This is a genomic window from Bradyrhizobium diazoefficiens USDA 110, from assembly GCF_000011365.1.
Classification (GTDB): Bacteria; Pseudomonadota; Alphaproteobacteria; order Rhizobiales; family Xanthobacteraceae; genus Bradyrhizobium; species Bradyrhizobium diazoefficiens.
On the sequence record NC_004463.1, the window covers coordinates 4,106,892 to 4,129,470 of the forward strand.

The following is a 22,579-nucleotide window of genomic DNA, read 5'->3' on the forward strand; positions in this document are numbered from 1 at the left end:
TACGCGGCCCGCATTTCGGCGAGGCACATCAGGTGTGGGCAGGGTGCGGAAGTTCGGCGTCCCCTAGGCCAGGATGAAGTTCGAATCGTGCAGCGTTCCGACGTAGTTGGTCAAGTGGATCTCGACATCGTTTGCATCCAACACGCCGTCGCCATTGACGTCGATCTGAAGGGTTGCATTCCCGCTTGCATTGTCGACGCGCGCCTCGGATTGCGGAGCTTGCGCCGTTCCGTCGAACGTCCCGGTGCCGACGAAGTGAACCGCTCCGGTGAATCCATTCGGCCCGGTCATGTTCTTGAACGTGAACGTGTCGCTGGTTGCATCGAAATTGACGATGGTATCGCCATTGCCGGTCTGCGAGTCGCCGACGGCGTTGAAGTTGAAGTTCACGGCCGAGGACCCGACGGTGATCATGTCGGCGCCGGCCCCGCCGGTTATCGTCGTGGCGGTCGCGCCGGTGCTGATGGTGATGAAGTCGTTGCCGGCGCTGCCGTTGACGGTCTCGGTATTGACGACCGTGACGCCGCCAGCGGTCGATTGGAAGTTGATGGTGTCGTTGCCGGCGCCCATGTCGAACACCGTTCCGAACGACTGTTGCGTCACGGTCAGCGTGTCGTCGGAAGCGCTTCCGTTCAGCTGCGCCATATTGAACAAGCTGTCGAGCGAGTTGACGCCGGCGGCGAGGTTCAGCGTGTTGTTGCCCTGTGCGAGGTTAACCGAGACGCCGGTGACGTCGTTCAGCAATGTCAGTGTGTCGTCGGACGGCGCGCCCGAGAAGTCGTTGCTGCTGATGGATTCGACGTTGCTGACCGCAACGGAGTTGGTGCCGCTGGCCAGTATGAGCGTGTCGTTACCGCCGCCGAGATCGATGGCGATGCCCGACACATCGTTGTTGAGCTGCACGAAGTCGTCCAGCGCGTTGCCGTTGATGTGCTGGATGTTCAACACGGTCAGCGATAGGCCGCCAGAGCTGAAGTTCAGAGTATTGTCACCCGCACCGAGATCGATGATCGAATTGTTGTTCGGCCCGAAGACGCCGTCAGTCACCGTCAGCACGTCATCGGATGACGTTCCGTTGATGTGCTGGACATTGAAGATGTCGACCAGCGAGTTGGCGCCTGCGGCGAGATTCAGCGTGTTGTTGCCGTTGCCCAGGTTAACCGAAACGCCGGTGACGTCGTTCAGCAGCGTCAGCGTATCGTCCGAGCTACCGGAGAAATCGCTGCCGTTCACGTTTTCTACGTTGTGGACGGTGAGTGAGTTGAGGCCGTTGGCGAGACTGACAAAGTCGTTGCCCGCGCCGCCATCGATCGACAATCCGTTGGCGTTGTTGGTCAGGCTGATGAAGTCGTCGCCGCTGCTGCCGAGGACGTTTTCGACGTTGGTCAAGGTGAGTGAGGCGCCACCGGTCGCCAGGATCACGGTGTCGTTGCCAGCGCCGAGATCGATCGGATGCCCGAAGCTGCTGCCTCCAACCATAAGGTAGTCGTCGCCTGCCGTTCCGTGGAGGGCGTTGCCGTTGGCTCCGAGGCCCATGCTCGAGATGTCGATCGGGTTGGCTGCTGTCCCCGAGGCGAGCAGGGTGGTGACGTCGCTAAACTGGAGAACCTCGACATTGGTGAGAACGTCGGTGCCGTCCCGGGCGGAATTGGAATCCGCGACCTGGATCTGGCCGCCTGCGAGGGTCGTGATGGTGTAGGCCGAGGAGGGACCGGTATAGATGGCCATGTCGGTTCCGGCACCACCATCGATCGTGTCGGCGCCGGCCTGGCCGGTGATCTGGTCGTTGCCGCCGCCGGCATTGATCGTGTCGCTACCGCCGCCGCCGAAGAACAACTCATTGCCGCCGCCGCCGATCAGGGTGTCGTTGAAGTTCGATCCCTGGACGGAATTGACGCCGCCGGTGATGGTGTCGGTACCGACATTGGCGAGATCGCCGCCGGCCGTGCCATGTGCGGTCCCGAGCGACAGGTCGACCGTCACGGCGGCCGCCGCCTGCGCATAGGCGATGCGTGTGTTACCGTTGCCGGTGATGGTGTCGTTACCGCCGAGGCCCTCGAACAGGTTGAAGGTGCCGCTATTGAAGGTGCCACTATCGGTGAATCCGGTCGCGTCGTAGGTGTCGGCCAATTGGCTTCCGGTCGCGCTGTTGACGCCGGAGAAGGTATCGGTTCCGACGGAGGCATCTCCCGTCGCAGTGCCGGCGGCGAGGTGGATCGTCACCCCGGCAGCAGCGCTGCTGTAGATCACCCGGGTGTTGCCGTTACCCACGATGGTGTCGTTACCGCCGAGACCTTCGAACTGGTTGAACGTGCCGTTGTTGCCGATATTGAGGGCTCCGGCGGTGCCGAATGTGCTGGCGTCGTATGAATCGTTGAAATTGGTGCCCTGGATCGCTTCGATCGAACGCAGCGTGTCGTTACCGATGGACGCATCGCCCGTGGCTGTTCCCGCGCCCATATTGACGGTCACCGGACCAGTCGAGAAGTAGATGTTGTTGTAGCTCGCGAGGTCGAAGCCGCCGCGGCCATCGATGTAGTCGTTGCCGGCGAGACCGGTGAAGGTTTCGGTACCGGTGGCGTTGTTGCTGCCGAGCAGGGTGTCGTCGAACATCGAAGCCTGGATGGCGTTGACACCGGAGAAGGTGTCGCTGCCGGTCGAGGCGTCACCCGAGTCGGTTCCGGCCGCGATGTCGACCGTCACTCCGCCGGTGGCGTTGACGAAGGCAAGGCGCGTGTTGCCGTTGCCCGTGATGCTGTCGTTGCCGCCCATGCCGTTGAATTCGTTGAAAGTACCGTTGGAGCCGGGATTGACACCGGATCCCGAGAAGCCGACGGCATTGTACGTGTCGACGAAATTGGTGCCGCGGATGGATTCGATGGAAACGAGCGTATCTGTCCCGATCGTGGAGTCTCCGGTCACGGTTCCGGCTGCCATGTTGGCCGTGATACCGGACGCCGTTGCCGGGTCGAGCGCATAGTCGGCGCGGTCGAAACCACCGCGCCCATTGAGCGTGTCGTTGCCGCCGCGGCCGTCGAATATCTCGACCGTGCCGCTGGCGTTGTTGCTGCCGAGGAGGGTGTCGGCGAAGGCGGAGCCGATCACGGCAGCAAAGCCCGATCCGACGAGGGTATCGGTGCCGACATTCGCCGTATCGCCTGCGGCGGTGCCGTGGGCGGTTCCGGCCGCGAGGTCGACCGTCACGGCTGCGGCTGCGCTGACATAGGAGAGGCGCGTCATCGGCGCCCCCTGGCTGTTGGCATCGCTGATAATGGTGTCGTTGCCGCCGCGGCCTTCGATCTCGTTGAGGCCGAGCGGATTTCCCGCAATACCGCTGTCGCCGAGGAACCCGGACGTATTGATCGTGTCAGCGAAGTCGCTGCCGACGATGGCCTCGATGTTGACGAGCGTGTCCGAGCCTGATCCGCCGGTCACCGTACCCGCGGCAAGGTTGACGGTGATGGCGCTGGTGGCGTCGGTATAGATCGCGCGATCGAAGCCCTGGCCGCCGTCCAGCGTATCGTTGCCGCCGAGCCCCTGTAGCTTGTCGTTGCCGCCAAGGCCCTGGATGGTGTCGTCGCCGGCCGTGCCAACCAGATTATTGTTGCTGGCATCTCCGACGACGAGTGCGCCCGTCGTGACGCTGATCGTGATGGTTTTGTCGAAGGTGAGCCCTCCGGAATCGGTGTCGCGCACGACCACCTGCTGTGGGCCAGCGGACAGTGCGCCCGCAACCACCAGACTGTTGCCGCTGACCGCAAACTGGCCCCCGGCATTGTCGAGCAGCGAGAACGTTGCACTATCGCCCACATCCGGGTCGACCGCCGAGAGTGTGCCGACAACCGTGCCGTTGGCCGTTCCCTGCGGCACGGTGGCGTTGGACAGTGAAATGGCGGTCGGCGCCTCGTTGACGTTGGTCGTCGCGATGGTGAACGTCGTGTCGTGGGACAATCCGCCGGAATCGGTGGCACGGATCGTGACCTGGTGGGAGGCCGCCTGCTCGAAGTCGAGCACGGCGGTGGTGACCAGATTGCCGTTCGAGATCGCGAACAGGCCGCCGGCATTGTCCGTGAGCGTGAAGGTGGCGCTGTCGCCCGCATCCGGATCGATCGCCGACAGGGCGCCGACGACGGCGCCGGCCGCGCTGTTCTCCGCAACCGAGGCGTTGGACAGCAGCACGGCGGTCGGCGCCTCGTTGACGTTGCCAGTGGCGATGGTGAAGGTCTTGTCGAAGGACAGCCCACCGGCATCGGTGGCGCGGACGGTGACCAGGTGCGAGGCTGCCTGTTCGTAGTCGAGCGGGGCAGTGGTGACGATATTGCCGTTGGCGATGGCGAACAGGCCGCCGGCATCATTCGGCAGGGTGAAGGTGGCAGAATCGTTCGCATCCGGATCGATTGCCGCGAGGCTACCGACGATGGTGCCGGCGGGCGAATTCTCCAGAACGGACGCGTTCGTCAGGGTGACGTCGGTCGGAGCCTCGTTCACATTGGTGACGCCGATCTGAAGCGTCTTGCTGAAGGTGGCACCCGCGGTATCGGCGACCTGCACGACGACCTGATAGGAGGCCGCCTGCTCGAAGTCGAGCGGTGCCGTGGTCACGAGGTTGCCGTTCGAGATCGCGAACAGGCCGCCTGCGCTGTTCGTCAGCGTGAAGGCGGCGCCGTCGCCGGCGTCCGGGTCGGTGTCCGACAGCGTGCCGACGACGGTGCCGGCGGGGCTGTTCTCCGCAACGGTCGCGTTGGAAATCGCGATGTCGGTCGGTGCGTGGTTCGGCGCGATCACGGCGAAGTTGGCATCGCTTAGCGAGCCGGTGAGGCCGTTCATGACGACCACGATGTCGCTGCCGTCGATCGTGCCGTTGCCGTCGACGTCGATCTGGAGCTGGGTCTGGCCGCCGACATTGGCGAGGATCGCCTCGGTATGCGGTGTCGCGGGCGAGCCGTCGAGCACGCCCGATGCCATGAAGTGCACCGAGCCTGCGAGACCTGCGACGCCGTCCAGCAGGAACTGGTCGTGCGCGGCATCGAAATTGTTGATCGTGTCCTCGCCGGTCATCGTGGAGGAATCGGATGCATCGGTGTAGCGGATAATGTCGGTCGCGGCGCTCGCCGTGATGACGTCGCTGCCAACGCCGCCGGTCACGGTCGTGGTGCCTGACGCGTTGGCGATGGTGATGAAGTCGGTCTGGCTGCTGCCGTTGACGTGTTCGACATTGGCGACGGTGACACCACCGGTGAAGCCGGTCAGATTCAGCGTGTCGTTGCCGGCACCGAGGTCGATGGTGTCGCCGCCGGCGTCGTTCAGCATGGTCAGGACGTCGTCCGACGCCGTGCCGTAGATGTGCTGGACGTTGAAGGCGGTGATCGAATTGGTCCCGGCCGCAAGGTTCAGGGTGTTGTTGCCCTCTTGCAGATTGACGGTCAGGTTGCTGACATCATTCAGCAGCGTCAGCGTGTCGTCGGACGCGGCGGAGCCTGTGCCGCCGATATAGTCGCCGGTGCCAACGTTCTGGAGGCCGGTCAGCGCGAGGCTGTTGCTTCCAGCCGCGATTTGCAGGTCCGAATTGCCGCCGCCGAAGTCGATGGCGAGGCCGCTCTGGTCGTTGGTCAGGCTGTAGAAGGCATTGGCCGACGTGACGACCATATGCTCGACATTGTGGAGCGCGAAGCCTCCAAATTGCGAGCTGACCGTCAGCGTGTCGTTGCCGGCGCCGAGATCGATCGATACATCGTTGTTCGGCGAGTATAGGCCGTTGGCGATCGACAAGGAATCGTCGGAAGCCGTACCGTTGATGGTATCGACGCTGAAGATGTTGACGAAGGCGTTGGCGCCGGCGGCGAGGTTCAGCGTGTTGATGCCGTTGGCGAGGTTGACCGACAGTCCAGTTACATTGTTGAGCAGGCTCAGCGTGTCGTTGGAGAGGCTGCCGGTCGCGAAGTCGCTCCCGTTCAGGTTCTCGATATTGCTCGCGCTGACGGAGTTCGAGCCGTTGGCCAGATTGACGGTGTCGTTGCCGCCACCCATGTCGATGGTCAGGCCGTTGACGTTGGAGGCGAAGCCGACGAAATCGTCGCCGGCGGTACCGACGAGATACTCGACATTGGCGAGGTTGAGGTTGTAGCCGCCGGTGACGCCGAGGATCACGGTGTCGTTCGCGCCGGCGCCGAGGTCGATGAGGTGGCCCGACAGGCCCTGGTTGATCTTGACGTAATCGTCGGCCGATCCGGTCGCCGACGTGAACGGATTGGTGGCCGCGTTGAAGTACAGCCTGGTGTCGGAGAGGTCGACGGGGTTCGCGGCGCTGCCCGACGTGATCAGGACGGTGCCGTTGGTGAATTGCAACGCTTCGACGTTGGTCAGCGTATCCGTGCCGTCGCGTCCGGCGACGTTGTCGGTCACCGTGGCGTGGCCGGCGCCGTCGGTCGAAATCGAATACTGAGTCTTGGTTCCGGAATAGATGGCGATGTCGCCGCCGGCACCGCCGTTGATCTGGTCGTTGCCGCCGTTGCCGACGAACATGTCGCTGCCGGCGCTGCCGATCAGGGTGTCGGCGAAGGCCGAGCCGGTTACGCTGAAGACGCCGGTGAAGCTGTCAGTCCCGATCGCCGCCAGATCGCCCGCCGCGGTCCCGTGAGCCGTGCCGAGCGACAGGTCCACCGTGACCGCCGCCGTGGCATTGGCGTAGATCACGCGGGTATTGCCGTTGCCGGTGATGATGTCGTTGCCGCCCAGGCCCTCGAACTGGTTGAATGTGCCGTTGTTGCCGACGTTGAACGCGCCGGCCGCTCCGTACCCGGTCGCGTTGTAGGTATCGGCGTTCACCGTGCCCTGGATGCCCTCGATCGAGCGCAGCGTATCGGTGCCGATCGAGGAATCGCCGACGACGATGCCGGCCGCCATGTTGACGGCGATGCTGCCGGTCGACAGGTAGATGTTGTTGTAGCTGGCGATGTCGAAGCCGCCGCGGCCGTCGATATAGTCGTTACCGGCATTGCCGGTGAAGGTCTCGGTCACGGCCGTATTGTTGCTGCCGTAGATCGTGTCGTCGAACATCGATCCCTGCACAGCGTTCACGCCGCTGAAGGTGTCGGTGCCGACCGAGGCGTCTCCGGTGGCGGTGCCCGTGCCCGGCGTCGCGCCGGTTTGCAGGTCCACGCTCACGCCGGCGGTCGCATTGTTGAAGCTGATGCGGGTGTTGCCGTTGCCGATGATGGTGTCGTTGCCGCCACCACCGGTGAATTCGTTGAACGTCCCGTTCGATCCGGCATTGATGCTGGTCCCGGAGAACCCGGTAGCGTCATAGGTGTCGGCGAAATTGGTACCCCGGACCGCTTCGATCGAGATCAGGGTGTCGGTCCCGACGGAGGCGTCGCCCGTGACGGTGCCGGCGGCCAGGTGGACCGTGATGCCCGATGTCGTGGTCGGATCCTGGTTGTAGTCGGCGCGGTCGAAGCCGCCGCGGCCGTCGAACGTGTCGTTACCGGCGAAGCCCGAGAACACTTCGACGGTGCCGAAGCCGTTATTGCTGCCGCGCAAGATGTCGTCGTGGCTCGAGCCCCAGACCGACTGGATGCCTCCGTGGAACGTGTCGTGCCCGACGGACGCGTCGCCGTCGGCGGTGCCGGCGGCGAGGTCGACGGTCACGCCGGCGGTGGCGCTCACATAGGAGACCCGCGTCAGGAAGGCGCCCTCGGCGTTGACGGTGCCGGTGATGCTATCGTCGCCGCCGCCGCCCTCGAATTCGTTGTAGCCGATCGGGGAGCCCGGGATGCCGGAGACCCCGGTGAATCCGGTCGCATCATAGGTGTCGGCGAAGGCACTGCCGACGATGCCTTCGATGTTGACGAGCGTGTCGCTGTCGACGCCCGCGCCCGACGCGGTGCCGGCGGCCATGTTGATGGTGACGCCGCCGGTCGCATCGGTGTAGAGCGCGCGATCGAAACCAGCGCCGCCATCGATATGATCGTTACCGGCATTGCCGGCGATCCGGTCGTTGCCGGCTCCGCCGAACAGCAGATCGGCGCCGTCGCCGCCCGAGATCTGGTCGTTGCCTTCGCGTCCGTCGATGGTGTCGATGGCTGCCGTTCCGGTCAGGACGTCATTGCCCGACGTGCCGAGGACGGGGCCGGCTGGACTGGCGACCACCGCCTGGCTCACCTGGGTCGACAGATTGTCGACATAGGTCTGGGTCACCGCGGAGGTTTGGTTGGGGTCGGCGAAGTTGGTGATGGCCGCGAGCGAGGCTGTTGCGTCGCCCTGGGCGACCTGGGCCGCCTGGGCGATGGTGGTGACGTCCTGGGCGCCCTGGATGCTGGCGTTGGCGGCCTGGACTACGCTGGTCACGGTCGTCAGGGCGTCGGAGCTGACGCCCGCGCTGGTCGCGATCGACTGGACCGATGCGCTCGAGGTCAGGATGGTTTCGCCGGGATTGAGCGTTACGCTGCCGGGGTTGGCGATGGCGTCCGCGATCGCAGCGACCACATCCGTCGACGAAACGCCGACGGCGGACATCTGCGCAATCGTGCTCTGCACCTGGACGCCGGCCGACAGCACGGCGGTCGCTGCCGTGTCGCCGGAGACGGCGGCGGGGACCGGATCGAAGGTCGTGATGTCGATATGGGTCGGGTCGATCCCGAAGGCGGTTGCGACCTGGTTGGTCGCATCGGCCGTCGAGACTCCGGTCGCGGCGATGGTCGTGATCAGGGTGGTCAGCGGCGTGACGACCGTAGATCCCTCCGGAGCCTTGAGCGTGCCCGAGAAGGCGAGCCCGGTGGAAATGTCGGTCCCGCCGGACATGATGAGGGTGCCGTGGGGGTTGTGCAGGGTGAAGCTGCCATCGGCATTGGTGACGGCCGAAGCCTCACCCGTGTCGTAGGTGCCGTTGCCATTGGCGTCTGCGAACACGAACGCGCCGGCGACGTAGCCGTCGACCGCGCGGGCGCTGGAGTCGCTCTGACTTGCCGAGACGTTGACCGTCATCAGGCCCGAGGCGAAGGCCTGTTGGCCGTTTTCGATCGATGCGACCGAGACGTTGAGCACCAACGTGTCCTGGTGCGCGTCGGCTCCGGGGATCAGTGCAAGCGTCGCCAGCGTGGCGGCGTCGGAGGGCACCTCCCAGTGGCCGTCGCCGTCGAAGAAGGTGCCGTGGTTGAGCGTATAGCCGGACGGAATGCCGGTGATGACGATCGGCGCCAGCGTGCCGCTATCGTCGACCAGATGGGCCGCAATGGAGAGCGAAATCGGGGCGTCGTCGGCGCCCGAGGCGGTTGCGATTTGCAGGGCAGGGGCGTCCTGGGTTCCGTGGATCGTGAACGCAACAGGCTTTTGCGTGCCGTCGACGGAGGAGACGGTGAAGGTCTCGATCCGGACCTCGTCCGCCGCGAGGCCCTGCACCGCAGCGTTATTGACGCTGTAGGTGTAATGGCCGTCGGCGGTGATGGTGAGCTGGCCGAGATTGCCCGCAGCCGATACCACATTGGTGGCGAAGGCGGACTGATCGTGATCCGCATCGCTCACCGTCAACTGGCCCGACACCGACAGGGTCGGCGTCGTTGCGTCTTCGGTGACGTCGTGCGCCTGCGGATCGCCGATGGTGGCCGCATCGTTGGTGCCGTGAACGCTGAACGAAATCACCTTGGCGGTGCCGTCGGACGAATGAACGGTGAAATTGTCGATATGGGTATCGCCAGCCGCGAGCGACTGGGTCGCGGAATTCGCAACCGCGTAGGTGTAGGTGCCGTCGGCCGCCAGTGTCAGGGTGCCGAGATTGCCGGCGCCCGTGATGGTGCCGGGCTGGAACGAGGACTGGTTCTGGTCCGGATCGACCACCGTCAACTGGCCTGACGCGACGAGGTTGCCGGAGGGCTGAACGCCGCTGTCTTCCGTGACGTCGTGGGTTTGCGGATCGCCGATGGCGGCGGCGTCGTTGGCGCCATGGATCGTGAAGGAGACGACCTTTGACGTGCCGTCGACCGATTTGACGGTGAAGGTGTCGACCTTGCTGTCAGCGGCGCCGAGATATTGCACGGCGCTGTCGGCAACCGCGTAGGTGTAGGTGCCGTCGGCCGCCAGCGTCAGGGTGCCGAGATTACCGGCGCCCGTGATGGTGCCGGGCTGGAACCAGGACTGGTTCTGGTCCGGATCGACCACCGTCAACTGGCCTGACGCGACGAGGTTGCCGAAGGGCTGAACGCCGCTGTCTTCCGTGACGTCGTGGGTTTGCGGATCGCCGATGGCGGCGGCGTCGTTGGCACCATGGATCGTGAAGGAGACGACCTTCGACGTGCCGTCGACCGATTTGACGGTGAAGGTGTCGACCTTGCTGTCAGCGGCGCCGAGATATTGCACGGCGCTGTCGAGGACCGAGTAGGTGTAGCTGCCGTTGCTCTGTAGCGACAGCGTGCCGATATTGCCGGCTCCCGGGGCAACGGTGGTCTGGAACGCGGCCTGGCCGGCGTCGGGATCGCTGATCGAAATGGTGCCGGATGCCGTCAGCGTGCTGCCGCCGACGTCCTCGGTCACGCTGGCGTTGGTGGGATCGCCGATCGTTGCCGGCGTGTTCGCCGGGGTCCCGCCGTGAATGGTGAACGAGACCTGCTTGGTGGTGCCGTCGAGCGAGGTGACCGTGAAGACATCGACCTTCGAAGCGCCGGTGCCGAGCTGGGCCGCCACGCTTTCCGCAACGGAATAGGTGTAGCTGCCGTCGGCCGCGAGCGTCAGATGCCCGGAATTTCCCGCCGCCGAAACCACCGTGGTTTTGAACGCTCCTTCGCCTTGATCGGCGTCCGAGATCGAGATCGAGCCGGTCGCGGTCAAGCTGGACTTGGTCGGATCGGAATAGACATCGTGCACGCTGGGAGTGCCAATGACTGCGGCATCGTTGATGCCGTGGATGGTGAAGGACACCTGCTTCTGGGTGCCGTCGTAGGCGGTCACCGTGAAGGTCTCGGTCTTGGTCTGCCCGGCGCCGAGATACTGCACCTTGGAATCGTCAACCGAATAGGTGTAGGCGCCGTTGGTCGCGATCGAGAGTGCGCCAAGCGTGCCCGCCGCGGCCGTCACGGTGGTCTTGAAGGTGGACTGGTTCTGGTCGGCGTCGGAGATCGAAATGGTGCCGGAGGCGGTCAGCGTGGTGGGATTAGCATCTTCGGTCACGTCATGCACGGTCGGCGTGCCGATGATGGCGGCGTCGTTGGCCCCGTGGATAGTGAACGACACCTGCTTGGTGGTGCCGTCGAGTGCCGTCAGGGTAAAGGTATCGACCTTGGTATCGCCGGCGCCGAGATACTGCACCGCGCTGTCGAGCACGGCGTAGATGTAGGCGCCGTCGCTGCCGATGATCAGCACGCCGAGATTGCCGCTGCCGGCCAGCAGCGCCGGCTGGAATGCGGCCTCGCCCTGGTCGGCGTCGGTGATCGAGACGGTGCCGACCGCGTAGAGGATCGGGTTGGTGGCGTCCTCGGTCACATCGTGCACGGTCGGCGTGCCGATGATCGCGGCGTCGTTGACGCCATGGATGGTGAAGGACACCTGTTTGGTGGTGCCGTCGAGCGAGGTGACCGTGAAGGTATCGACCTTGGTCTGTCCCGCGCCGAGATATTGCACGGCGCTGTCGGCGACGGAGTAAGTATAGGTGCCATTGGCTGCAAGGACGAAGTTGCCGAGCGTACCAGCGGCCGACGTCACCGTCGTCTTGAAGGCGGCCTGACCCTGGTCGGCATCCGAGATCGAGATCGACCCTGAAACCGACAGGGTAGGCTGGCTGGCATCCTCGACCACGTCGTGCTGGGTCGGCGTTCCGATCACGGCTGCGTCGTTGGTGCCGTGGATGTTGAAGGTGATCTGCTTGGTGGTGCCGTCGAGCGCGGTGACCGTGAAGACATCGGTCTTGACCTGGCCGGCTCCGAGATATTGCACGGCGCTGTCGGCGACCGAATAGCTGTAGCTGCCGTTGCTCTGCAGGACCAGATTGCCGAGGTTGCCTGACGCCGAGATTACGGCGGTCTTGAACGCGGCCTCGCCCTGATCGGCATCCGAAATCGAGAGCGTGCCGGTCGCCTTGAGGGTGGGGCTGGTGGCATCTTCCACCACGTCGACGACGGTCGGCGTGCCGATGATGGCGGTGTCATTGACGCCGTAGATGGTGAAGGCCACCTGCTTCTGGGTGCCGTCGAGCGAGGTGACCGTGAAGCTATCGACCTTGGTGTCGCCGGCGCCGAGATACTGCACCTTGCTGTCTGCTACCGAGTAGACGTAGGAGCCGTTGGCAGCGATGGTGAGGGTGCCGAGATCGCCTGAAGCGGCGATGACCGTCGTCTTGAAAGCCGCCTGCCCGGCATTGGCATCCGAAATCGAAATCGATCCCGCCGCAACCAGCGTCTGCAGATTGGTGTCTTCGGTGACGGTCGAATTCGTCGGCGTACCGATGATCGCGGCTGAATTTGACATGGCTGTGCCCCTCCCCAAAATTTATTGGTTAGCTGTCCAAACCCGGTTGGCTTTGTCAGTGTCGGCGCTCAAATGTTGCGTCGGTTGGATGGAAGTAAAAGCGTTTGGCGATCTGCAAAATTTTGGAGAATGTTTCTGAGAATGCGAAGTGCGTCAAGCTGGAAACAGAAAATAGGGAAAACTACGTACTGAAACTTAACAGGAGCGCACTGCACCATCGAACAAACAGCCCTCGGTTGCATCACGCGAGCATGGCGTACGCCCTTGTATGACCGCAGAAACTTCGATGCGGACGTATGTCATATCAACTCAAAAGAGAATTCGCATCGCGAAACATCCTCAGTTGGCGCCTGTTCTACGACGTGCCCGATTGCACACAAAGGAAATTTCAATGCGAAGACGGATCGCCAGTTGGCTGCTCAGATGCGATTGACACTTCGCAAATGTTGCTGACCGTCCGGCGATGAAATCAAAGAAATGGAGGCTCTTATGGTCACCGCACAAGCCATCCACATAGCACCGGCCATTTCCGACATGACCCAAACGGGGCAATCTTAGCCCACTGCTTTTGCTCGCAGTGGCTGCGATGCTGCGCCTCGCTCTTCCTCAGCTGTGCCTTGCTGAGACCACCCTTGGTCTTCGCCGGCGGGCTCTTCGAATTTGCCGCGCAATGTCATGTGGCATCGGGCGTTGCTGACGTCGATGAATGCGCAGCCGGATGTTTTCGGCGCTCCTGGACATTTCACGGTGGGCTCATGGGGCAAGGGTGAAAGACGGTCTTCTGCATTGTCTTTGGTAGGACGAACCTTGCTATGATTGGCCCCAATAGGTCATAGATTGCTGGAGTTAGCTCAAACTCGCCCATGATGGATTGGAGCGAGAGTTTAGGGTTTTCAAACACTTAGAAGCCTGCGTGTGCACAACGTGTGCACGGGAAGATCAAGAAGAATCTCAGGAGGTGCAACAAAATCCATTCGTTTGTGAGCAAGACGAGCATATTGCCCTGCCAATTTGTTCAGCCTGAGCTACGGCTAAGCCGTGGACCTGGGTGACGGTTGTGCAGGGTGTCCCGTTTGTGGAGTAGCGCGATCCAGTCGCAGAGGTAGCTACGCGCGTCGGCGCTCGCGCAGCTTGCGGAAGTCGTCACCGGCGTGGTGTGAGGATCGCGTCAGTGGCGTGGCCGAGACCATGAGAAATCCCTTGGCATAGGCGGTCTTCTCATAGGCCTCGAATTCATCAGGGGGCACGAAGCGCATCACGGCATGGTGCTTGCGCGTCGGCTGGAGATACTGGCCGATGGTCAGGAAGTCGACGTCGGCGGAACGCAGATCGTCCATCAACTGCAGCACCTCGCTACGATCCTCGCCGAGGCCGACCATGATTCCCGATTTGGTGAAGATGCGCGGGTCGAGCTCCTTCGCGCGTTGCAGAAGTCGCACCGAATGGAAATAGCGGGCACCTGGGCGTACCGCGAGATATTTTGACGGCACCGTTTCCAGATTGTGATTGAGCACGTCTGGCCTTGCCGCAACGACCGTTTCGAGCGCGCCGTGCTTGCGCAGGAAATCAGGCGTGAGGATTTCGATTGACGTTGCCGGGCTCATTGCGCGGATCGCCGCAATTGTGGCTGCGAAATGGGCGGCGCCGCCGTCGGCGAGGTCGTCGCGATCGACCGATGTCACGACCACGTGCTCGAGCCCGAGCTTGGCCACGGCGTCGGCGACCTTGCCGGGCTCGTCGGCATCGAGCGGGCCGGGCAGGCCGGTGCGCACGTTGCAGAACGCGCAGGCGCGCGTGCAGGTGTCACCCATGATCATGAAGGTCGCGTGCTTCTTCGCCCAGCACTCGCCGATGTTGGGGCAGCTGGCTTCCTCGCAGACGGTCACGAGCTTGTTTTCGCGCACGATACGTTGCGTCTCAGTCCATTGGGCGGAGCCGGGGGCTTTCACGCGGATCCATGCGGGCCTGCTTTCCATCGGTGTGTCCGGGCGGTTGGCCTTTTCGGGATGGCGCGGCCTTTCGGTCCGCTGCGTCGTGCGCGGATCGTTGTTGAGGAGATCAAGTATCACTTTCATGCACCCATCCCTGTGATGTGCCAGAGCCAAACATGCCGGCGGCTTCGCTCAAACTGCATGATACGTCTCGACTTGCGCAAGCAATCGCGTGCCAACAATGGAGTCTCGCGCGCTTGGTCGCTGACATTCAGTTATCGCGATGACACGCGTCAACCTGATTTGTAATCGCGTTGTTCTCACTTGCGGATGCTCCAGTCCCCGCGGGCCGGGTGACGGCATCGCCTGGCATTCGGAACCTTCCGTCAGGTCGGTCCGATATTTCGGGCGGTCGCTCTGGCCGGTTTTCCGGAGCTTCAGACGGATCCGGCCTGAACGCCGTCGCGGGAGCAATCAGCAATCCGGTAAAACCAAGCAAATTGAACGACATCGCTGGGAATACCGTACTTTCCGTGGGCTGGCATGAATGCTGCTTAATGATCTGTCAAAAGAAGCGACAGCTCTAAAATAAACCGTGCGAGGGGACGTTCAGATGCCAGCCAACATTCAACTCACGACCTAAAGCGACCGGGATATCGACCGTTCGGCATTGCGCGCGTCCGCATGAACGCGGGCCGCAATGAACCTTGGCGCTCGACTTCGGCTTGGCATGCAATGGAGAAGGTAATGACGATCGCGGACGCTCACGATCAGGACCCGCAGGAAACCCGGGAATGGCTTGATGCCCTGTCGGCGGTCCGCGGGCACCGCGGCAATGAACGCGCCGAGTTCGTCGTCAATGCGATGCTCGATGCGGCGCGACACAGCGGCCTTCAGATCGAACAGTCGCTGACGACGCCTTATTGCAATACAATCCAGCCGGATCAGCAACCTGCGCTGCCGGGCGACCGCGCGATCGAGCACAAGCTTCGCTCCATCATCCGCTGGAATGCGCTGGCGATTATTCTGCGCGCCAACAAGGAAAGTTCGGAGCTCGGCGGCCACATCGCGAGCTTCCAGTCCGCTGCGACGCTCTACGACATCGGCTTCGGCCATTTCTGGCACGCGCCGACCGATGCCCATGGCGGCGATCTGATTTTCGTTCAGGGACATTGTTCGCCCGGCATCTACGCGCGCGCCTTTCTCGAGGGGCGGTTGAGCGAGGAGCAACTTCTCAGCTTCCGGCAGGAGACGAGCGGCAAGGGGTTGTCGAGTTATCCGCATCCTTGGCTGATGCCGGATTTCTGGCAGTTCCCGACGGTGTCGATGGGCCTGGGGCCGCTGATGGCGATCTATCAGGCGCGGTTCCTGAAATATCTCGAGAACCGCAAGCTGGCCGAGACGTCCAACCGGAAGGTCTGGGCGTTCATGGGCGACGGCGAAACCGACGAGCCGGAATCGCTCGGCGCCATCTCACTCGCCGGCCGCGAGAACCTCGACAATCTGATCTTCGTCATCAACTGCAACCTGCAGCGGCTCGACGGACCCGTTCGGGGCAACGGCAAGATCGTTCAGGAGCTCGAAAGCGTATTCCGCGGTGCGGGCTGGAACGTCATCAAGGTGCTATGGGCTCCGGGTGGGACCGCCTGCTGGAAAAGGACAAGAGCGGGCGGCTGCTCAGGCTCATGGAAGAATGCGTCGACGGCGAATACCAGGACTTCAAAAGCAAGAGCGGCGCCTACATTCGCGAACACTTCTTCGGCAAGTACGAGGAAACGAAGCAACTCGTATCTGATATGAGCGACGACGAGATCTGGCAGCTCGCGCGCGGCGGCCATGATCCCGAGAAGGTCTTCGCCGCCTACACCGCCGCCGTAAACCACAAGGGCCAGCCAACGGTCATTCTGCCGAAAACCGTCAAGGGGTACGGCATGGGCGAATCCGGCGAAGGCCAGATGATCGCCCATCAGGCGAAGAAGATGACGCAGGACGCGCTGCGTGGCTTTCGTGATCGCTTCCAGGTGCCGGTCGCCGACGCGGACCTTGCCAAGGTGCCTTTCCTCCGGCTGCCGGAAGATAGTCCGGAAATGAAGTATTTCCGGGCGCAGCGTGAAAAGCTCGGCGGCTACCTGCCGCAACGCCGGCGGAAATCCGCGTCCTTGCAAATTCCACCGCTCTCGACGTTCCAGCGCTTGCTCGAAAATACCGGCGACCGCGAGATCTCGACGACGATGGCCTTCGTGCAGTTGCTCGGCACCCTTGTGCGCGACAAGGTGATCGGCAAGCACATCGTGCCGATCGTGCCGGACGAATCTCGCACCTTTGGCATGGAGGGCATGTTCCGGCAACTCGGCATCTATTCGTCAGTCGGCCAGCTCTACAGGCCGCAGGATGCCGACCAGCTGATGTACTACCGCGAAGACAAGAGCGGGCAGGTATTCCAGGAGGGCATCAACGAAGGCGGTGCGATGTCGAGTTGGATTGTCGCGGCAACGTCTTACTCGACGAACAACGTGCCGATGATCCCGTTCTACATCTACTACTCGATGTTTGGCCTGCAGCGTGTCGGCGATCTCGCCTGGCTTGCAGGCGACATGCGCGCACGCGGCTTCCTACTCGGCGGCACGGCCGGCCGAACTACGCTAAACGGCGAAGGCTTGCAGCACGAGGACGGCCACAGCCACGTGCTCGCGGCCACGATCCCGAACTGCATCTCCTACGATCCGACCTTCGCCTATGAAGTCGTGACCATCGTGCGCGAAGGCATGCGCCGCATGTATGAGGCGCAGGAGGACGTCTACTACTACCTCACTCTGATGAACGAGAACTATCCGCATCCAGCGCTGGCCGATGCAGGCGAAGGGGCGGAGGAGGGGATTCTCAAGGGACTCTATCTCCTGAAAAACGGAGGCGAGACCGCGAAGAAGGGCCTCCGCGTCCAGCTAGTCGGGTCGGGCACGATCCTGCGCGAGGTGATCGCGGCCGCCCATCTGCTCAAGGCAGACTTCGGCGTGGCCGCGGACGTCTGGAGCGCAACCAGCTTCAACGAGCTGCGTCGCGATGGCATGGCGGCGGAGCGCTGGAACCTGCTGCATCCGACCGAGCCACGTCGCGAGAGCTGGGTTGAATCGCAGCTCAAGGGACATCCGGGGCCGGTCGTGGCGTCCACCGATTATATGCGCAACTACCCCGACCAGATCCGGGAATATGTACAGGCGGCGGGGCACCGCTACGTCGTGCTCGGCACCGACGGGTTCGGCCGTAGCGACTATCGCGTGAAGCTGCGCAAATTCTTCGAGGTCGACCGGCACTACGTCGCGGTCGCCGCCCTCAAGGCGCTCGCCGATGAGGGAGCGATCAAGCCCGCGGTCGTGGCCGAGGCCATCGCCAAATATCAAATCGATGCCGGGCGCGCCGCGCCGTGGACCGTGTGAGGCTGGGAGCCGAGGGCAGAGCAATGAGTGGGCTGATCGACATCAAGGTTCCCGATATCGGCGACTTCAAGGACGTCCCGGTGATCGAGGTCTTCGTCAAGCCGGGCGACAAGGTAAAGGCCGAGGACCCGCTGGTCGCGCTCGAGTCCGACAAGGCGACCATGGAAGTGCCGTCACCGCGCGATGGCGTGGTGAAGTCCGTGGTCGTCAAGGTTGGCGACAAGGTAAGCGAAGGTGCGGTGATCGTGCAATTCGAGGGCGCGGGCGCCGAGCAGGCCGAAACGCGCCCGGTCGTCAGTGCGCCGCCGTCGCCGGTCAGCGCGCCGGCCGGTGTGGCCGAGGTACGCGTCCCCGACATTGGTGACTTCAAGGACGTGCCGGTCATCGAAATCTTCGTGAAGCCCGGCGATAGCGTCAAGGCGGAGGATCCGCTGATTGCGCTCGAATCGGACAAGGCAACGATGGAAGTGCCGGCTCCGCTCTCGGGTACGGTGCGCGAGATCAAGGTGAAGACGGGTGACAAGGTCAGCGAGGGCGCGATTATCCTCGTGCTCGCGACCGGTGACGCATCCGCTGCGGCGAACGCTGCCGCGCCCGCACTGGCACCCGCATCACAGGCGACAGCCGCGGCATTGGCGGTGCAAGCCGCCGGGGTCGACGAACAAGCCTTCGCGCTGGCCTATGCCGGTCCGGCGGTGCGCAAGTTGGCGCGCGAGATGGGCGTCGATCTCGGCAAGATCAAGGGCTCGGGCAATCACGGCCGGATTGTGCGTGAGGACGTCGAGGCCTCTGCCAAGGGTGGTGCGCCCGCCGCCAAGCCGCAGGCTGCGGCGGCGAGCGGAGGCGGTGTCGGCAGCATCGATCTTCTGCCCTGGCCCAAGATCGATTTCGCGAAGTTCGGGCCGGTCGAGCGCAAGGAGCTCGGCCGCATCAAGAAGATCTCGGCAGCCAATCTGCATCGCAACTGGGTCGTCATTCCGCACGTCACAACTCATGACGAGGCCGACATCACCGAACTCGAGCAGTTCCGGGTCAAGATGAACAAGGAGCTGGAGAAGAGCGGCGTCAAGCTCTCGCTGCTGCCGTTCATGGTGAAAGCGGCCGTTGCGGCGTTGAAAAAGTTTCCGGAGTTCAACGCCAGCCTCGACGGCGACACCCTGGTCTACAAGAATTACTGGCACATCGGCTTTGCAGCGGACACGCCGAACGGACTGATGGTGCCTGTCATCCGCGATGCCGACAAGAAGTCGTTGCCGGAGATCGCCAACGAGATGAACGCGCTCGCCAAGCTTGCGCGCGAGGGCAAGATCAAGCCGGACCAGATGCAAGGGGGCACTTTCTCGATCTCGTCGCTCGGCGGCATCGGCGGCATCTACTTCACGCCGATCATCAACGCGCCGGAAGTCGCGATCATGGGCGTATGCAAGGGATACTGGAAGCAGCATTCGCCTGACGGCAAGACTTGGGCCTCGCGCCTTACCTTGCCGTTATCGCTGTCCTGGGATCACCGGGTCATCGACGGCGCGGCCGCCGCCCGCTTCAACGTCTACTTCGCCAGCGTGCTCGCCGATTTGCGGCGGGTGCTGTTCTGAGTTCGGGGGAGAGCAGCATGGCTCAGCAGATCGAAGTGAAGGTTCCTGACATCGGCGACTTCAAGGACGTCGCGGTGATCGAGGTCATGGTGAAGCCCGGCGAGACCGTGGCGGTCGACACCAGCCTCATCATGGTCGAGTCCGACAAGGCGTCGATGGAGATCCCGTCCTCGCATGCCGGAATCGTCAAGGAGGTCAAAGTCAGGGTTGGCGACAAGGTCAGTGAAGGCTCGATCATCCTCGTGCTGGAGACTGCGGGGGCCGCGGCCGCTCCGCCGCCTGCGCCGGCGTCAAAGCCTGCCGCTACGTCGTCCGCAGCTGCGCCTGTCCCGGCATCTCATTCCGGCAAGGCGGATATCGAATGCGAGATGCTGGTGCTCGGCGCCGGGCCCGGCGGCTATTCGGCCGCTTTCCGCGCCGCCGATCTCGGCATGAAGACCGTGCTGGTTGAGCGTTACGACACGCTCGGCGGCGTCTGTCTCAATGTCGGCTGCATTCCAAGCAAGGCGTTGCTGCATACGGCGTCCGTCGTCGATGAGGTCAAGCATCTCCCGGACCACGGAATCTCGTTTGGTGCGCCGCAGATCGACCTCGACAAGCTGCGCGGGTTCAAGGACGGCGTGATCAAGAAGCTGACCGGTGGTCTCGCCGGGATGGCCAAGGCCCGCAAGGTCGAGGTGGTGACCGGCGTCGGTGCCTTCCTCGATCCGCATCATCTTGAAGTGGTCACTGCGGGCGGCAAGAAGACGATCAAGTTCGCCAAGGCGATCATCGCTGCTGGCAGCCAGGCGGTGAAGCTGCCGTTCCTGCCCGAGGATCCGCGCATCGTCGACTCGACGGGCGCATTGCTGCTGAAGTCGATCCCGAAGCGCATGCTGGTGATCGGCGGCGGCATCATCGGGCTCGAGATGGCGACGGTCTATTCGGCGCTTGGCGCGCGCATCGACGTGGTCGAAATGCTCGACGGCCTGATGCAGGGCGCCGACCGTGACCTGGTCAAGGTCTGGGAGAAGATGAACGCGAAGCGTTTCGACAAGGCGATGCTGAAGACCAAAACCGTCGGCGCGAAGGCGACCGAGGCCGGAATCGAGGTCAGCTTCGAGGGCGAGCAGGCGCCGTCCGGGTCGCAGGTCTATGACCTCGTTCTGGTAGCCGTCGGCCGAAGCCCGAACGGCAAGAAGATCGGCGCCGAGAAGGCTGGTGTCGCGGTGACCGATCGCGGCTTCATTGACGTCGACAAGCAAATGCGTACCAACGTGGCGCACATCTTTGCGATCGGCGACATCGTGGGCCAGCCGATGCTGGCGCACAAGGCCGTGCATGAAGGCCATGTGGCTGCCGAAGTCGCCCATGGCGAAAAATCCTATTTCGACGCGCGACAGATCCCGTCGGTCGCCTATACCGATCCCGAAGTCGCCTGGGCCGGCAAGACCGAGGACGAGTGCAAGGCCGAGGGCATTAAGTTTGGCAAATCGGTCTTCCCGTGGGCGGCGTCCGGCCGCGCCATCGCCAATGGCCGCGACGAGGGTTTCACAAAGCTGTTGTTCGACACGGCGACGCATCGCGTCATCGGCGGCGGGATCGTCGGCACGCATGCGGGCGATCTGATCAGCGAGGTCTGCCTTGCGATCGAAATGGGGTGTGAGCCGGCCGATATCGGCAAGACCATTCATCCGCATCCGACGCTCGGCGAGTCCATCGGAATGGCAGCGGAGGTCTTTGAGGGCCACTGCACCGATCTGCCGCCGCAGAAGAAGAAATAGCGCGGCCTGCTAACGCAGGCACAGCGAGATCAGGGAGAAAACACAGTGTCCGCAACAATCACTGCGACCTCTGCAACGGCGACTGCGACGCAGAAGAAGCCGTTCTATCGGATCCTCTATGTTCAGGTTCTCGCGGCGATCGTGCTCGGCGTCATCGTCGGCTGGCTTTGGCCGGATATCGGCAAGAACGACTGGATCAAGGCGATGGGCGACGGGTTCGTCAAGCTCATCAAGATGGCCATTGCGCCGATCATCTTCTGTACGGTCGTCTCCGGCATTGCGCACATTTCCGAAGTGAAAAAGGTCGGCCGCGTCGCGGTCAAGGCGCTCGTCTACTTCGAGGTCGTTTCGACCTTTGCCCTGGCGTTGGGCTTGGTCGTCGCCAACGTGCTGCGTCCGGGAGCGGGTTTCCAGGGGCAGTCGAATGCTGCGGCCGTCGCCGGTTATGCGAAACAGGCGAGCGAGATGAAGTCGGTGGACTTCGTCCTCCACATCATCCCGGACACGGTGGTCGGGGCCTTCGCGCAAGGTGAGATCCTGCAGGTCCTGCTGTTCGCCATCCTGTTCGGCTTTGCGCTGATGGGGCTCGGCGAGCGGGCTCATACCGTCCGCTCGTTCGTGGACGATGTCGCCCACGCGATGTTCGGCGTCATCTCGATCGTGGTCAAGGTCGCGCCCATCGGTGCCTTTGGTGCGATGGCCTATACGATCGGTCGCTATGGCCCCCAGGCGCTCGGCAATCTCGCCGGCCTGATCGCGACTTTCTATCTCACTGCGTTTCTGTTCGTGGTCGTTGGTCTCGGGATCATCGCCCGTATCGCCGGCTTCTCGATCTTCAAGTTCCTTAAATACATCAAGGATGAGCTGCTGATCGTGCTCGGCACGTCGTCCTCGGAGAGCGCTCTTCCGCAGATGATGGAGAAGCTGGAGATTCTCGGTTGTTCGAAGTCCGTCGTCGGACTGGTCGTGCCGACCGGCTACTCGTTCAATCTTGACGGAACCAACATCTACATGACGCTGGCGACGCTTTTCATCGCCCAAGCGATGAACGTCGATCTCTCGTTCGGTGAGCAGATGACGATCCTCGTCGTTGCGATGCTGACGTCGAAGGGCGCTTCCGGCATCACGGGCGCGGGCTTCATCACGCTTGCCGGTACGCTCGCCGCGGTCAGGCCCGAGTTGCTTCCCGGCATGGCGATCGTGCTCGGCATCGACAAGTTCATGAGCGAGTGCCGGGCCCTGACGAACCTGTGCGGCAATGGCGTTGCCTGCGTCGTCGTCGCCTGGTGGGAGGGTGAGCTCGACCGCGAGAAGCTGCGCGTCGCACTCGATCGCAACGTCGATCCGACCGACCTCGAGGTCGCCGTAACGACGGGCTAAGGGCACGATGGTGCCAACCGATCACCGCC

At 63.1% G+C, this 22,579-nt stretch carries 5 protein-coding genes and 1 pseudogene; 4 read left to right on the forward strand and 2 right to left on the reverse strand.

Translation table 11 applies throughout. From position 1 onward, the window contains the following. Positions 1-63: 63 nt before the first annotated feature. Together BJA_RS18380 and lipA are read right to left on the reverse strand one after the other, a co-directional pair. The gene (locus tag BJA_RS18380; protein ID WP_011086495.1) at positions 64-12,450 is read right to left on the reverse strand and encodes a beta strand repeat-containing protein; all 12,387 of its coding nucleotides are present in this window, start codon (positions 12,448-12,450) and stop codon (positions 64-66) included. Positions 12,451-13,556: 1,106 nt separating this feature from the next. Continuing rightward, positions 13,557-14,525 (reverse strand): lipoyl synthase, encoded by a 969-nt coding sequence (gene lipA, locus BJA_RS18385; RefSeq protein WP_011086498.1) that lies wholly within the window; start codon positions 14,523-14,525, stop codon positions 13,557-13,559. A 603-nt stretch (positions 14,526-15,128) separates the two neighbouring features. On the opposite strand from lipA, the pseudogene aceE reads away from it, so the two are divergent. The 4 genes and pseudogenes from aceE to BJA_RS18405 all read left to right on the forward strand — a co-directional run bounded on the left by aceE (position 15,129) and on the right by BJA_RS18405 (position 22,550). Further along, positions 15,129-17,815 (forward strand): annotated as a pseudogene (aceE, locus tag BJA_RS18390) (pyruvate dehydrogenase (acetyl-transferring), homodimeric type). 23 nt (positions 17,816-17,838) lie between these two features. Continuing rightward, a complete protein-coding gene (locus BJA_RS18395; RefSeq protein ID WP_011086502.1) occupies positions 17,839-19,407 on the forward strand; it encodes a dihydrolipoyllysine-residue acetyltransferase in 1,569 nt (522 codons plus the stop codon). Positions 19,408-19,424: 17 nt separating this feature from the next. After that, positions 19,425-21,170: a dihydrolipoyl dehydrogenase gene (gene lpdA, locus BJA_RS18400; protein WP_011086503.1), complete on the forward strand. Its 1,746-nt coding sequence runs from the start codon at positions 19,425-19,427 to the stop codon at positions 21,168-21,170. Between the two features lie 45 nt (positions 21,171-21,215). After that, a complete protein-coding gene (locus tag BJA_RS18405; protein ID WP_011086504.1) occupies positions 21,216-22,550 on the forward strand; it encodes a dicarboxylate/amino acid:cation symporter in 1,335 nt (444 codons plus the stop codon). Positions 22,551-22,579: the final 29 nt, after the last annotated feature.

Coding starts and splice junctions, on each gene's coding strand:
- lipA (WP_011086498.1), bottom strand. CDS start 14,525: ATGAAAGTGATACTTGATCTCCTCAACAACGATCCGCGCACGACGCAG.
- BJA_RS18380 (WP_011086495.1), bottom strand. CDS start 12,450: ATGTCAAATTCAGCCGCGATCATCGGTACGCCGACGAATTCGACCGTC.
- lpdA (WP_011086503.1), top strand. CDS start 19,425: ATGGCTCAGCAGATCGAAGTGAAGGTTCCTGACATCGGCGACTTCAAG.
- BJA_RS18395 (WP_011086502.1), top strand. CDS start 17,839: ATGAGTGGGCTGATCGACATCAAGGTTCCCGATATCGGCGACTTCAAG.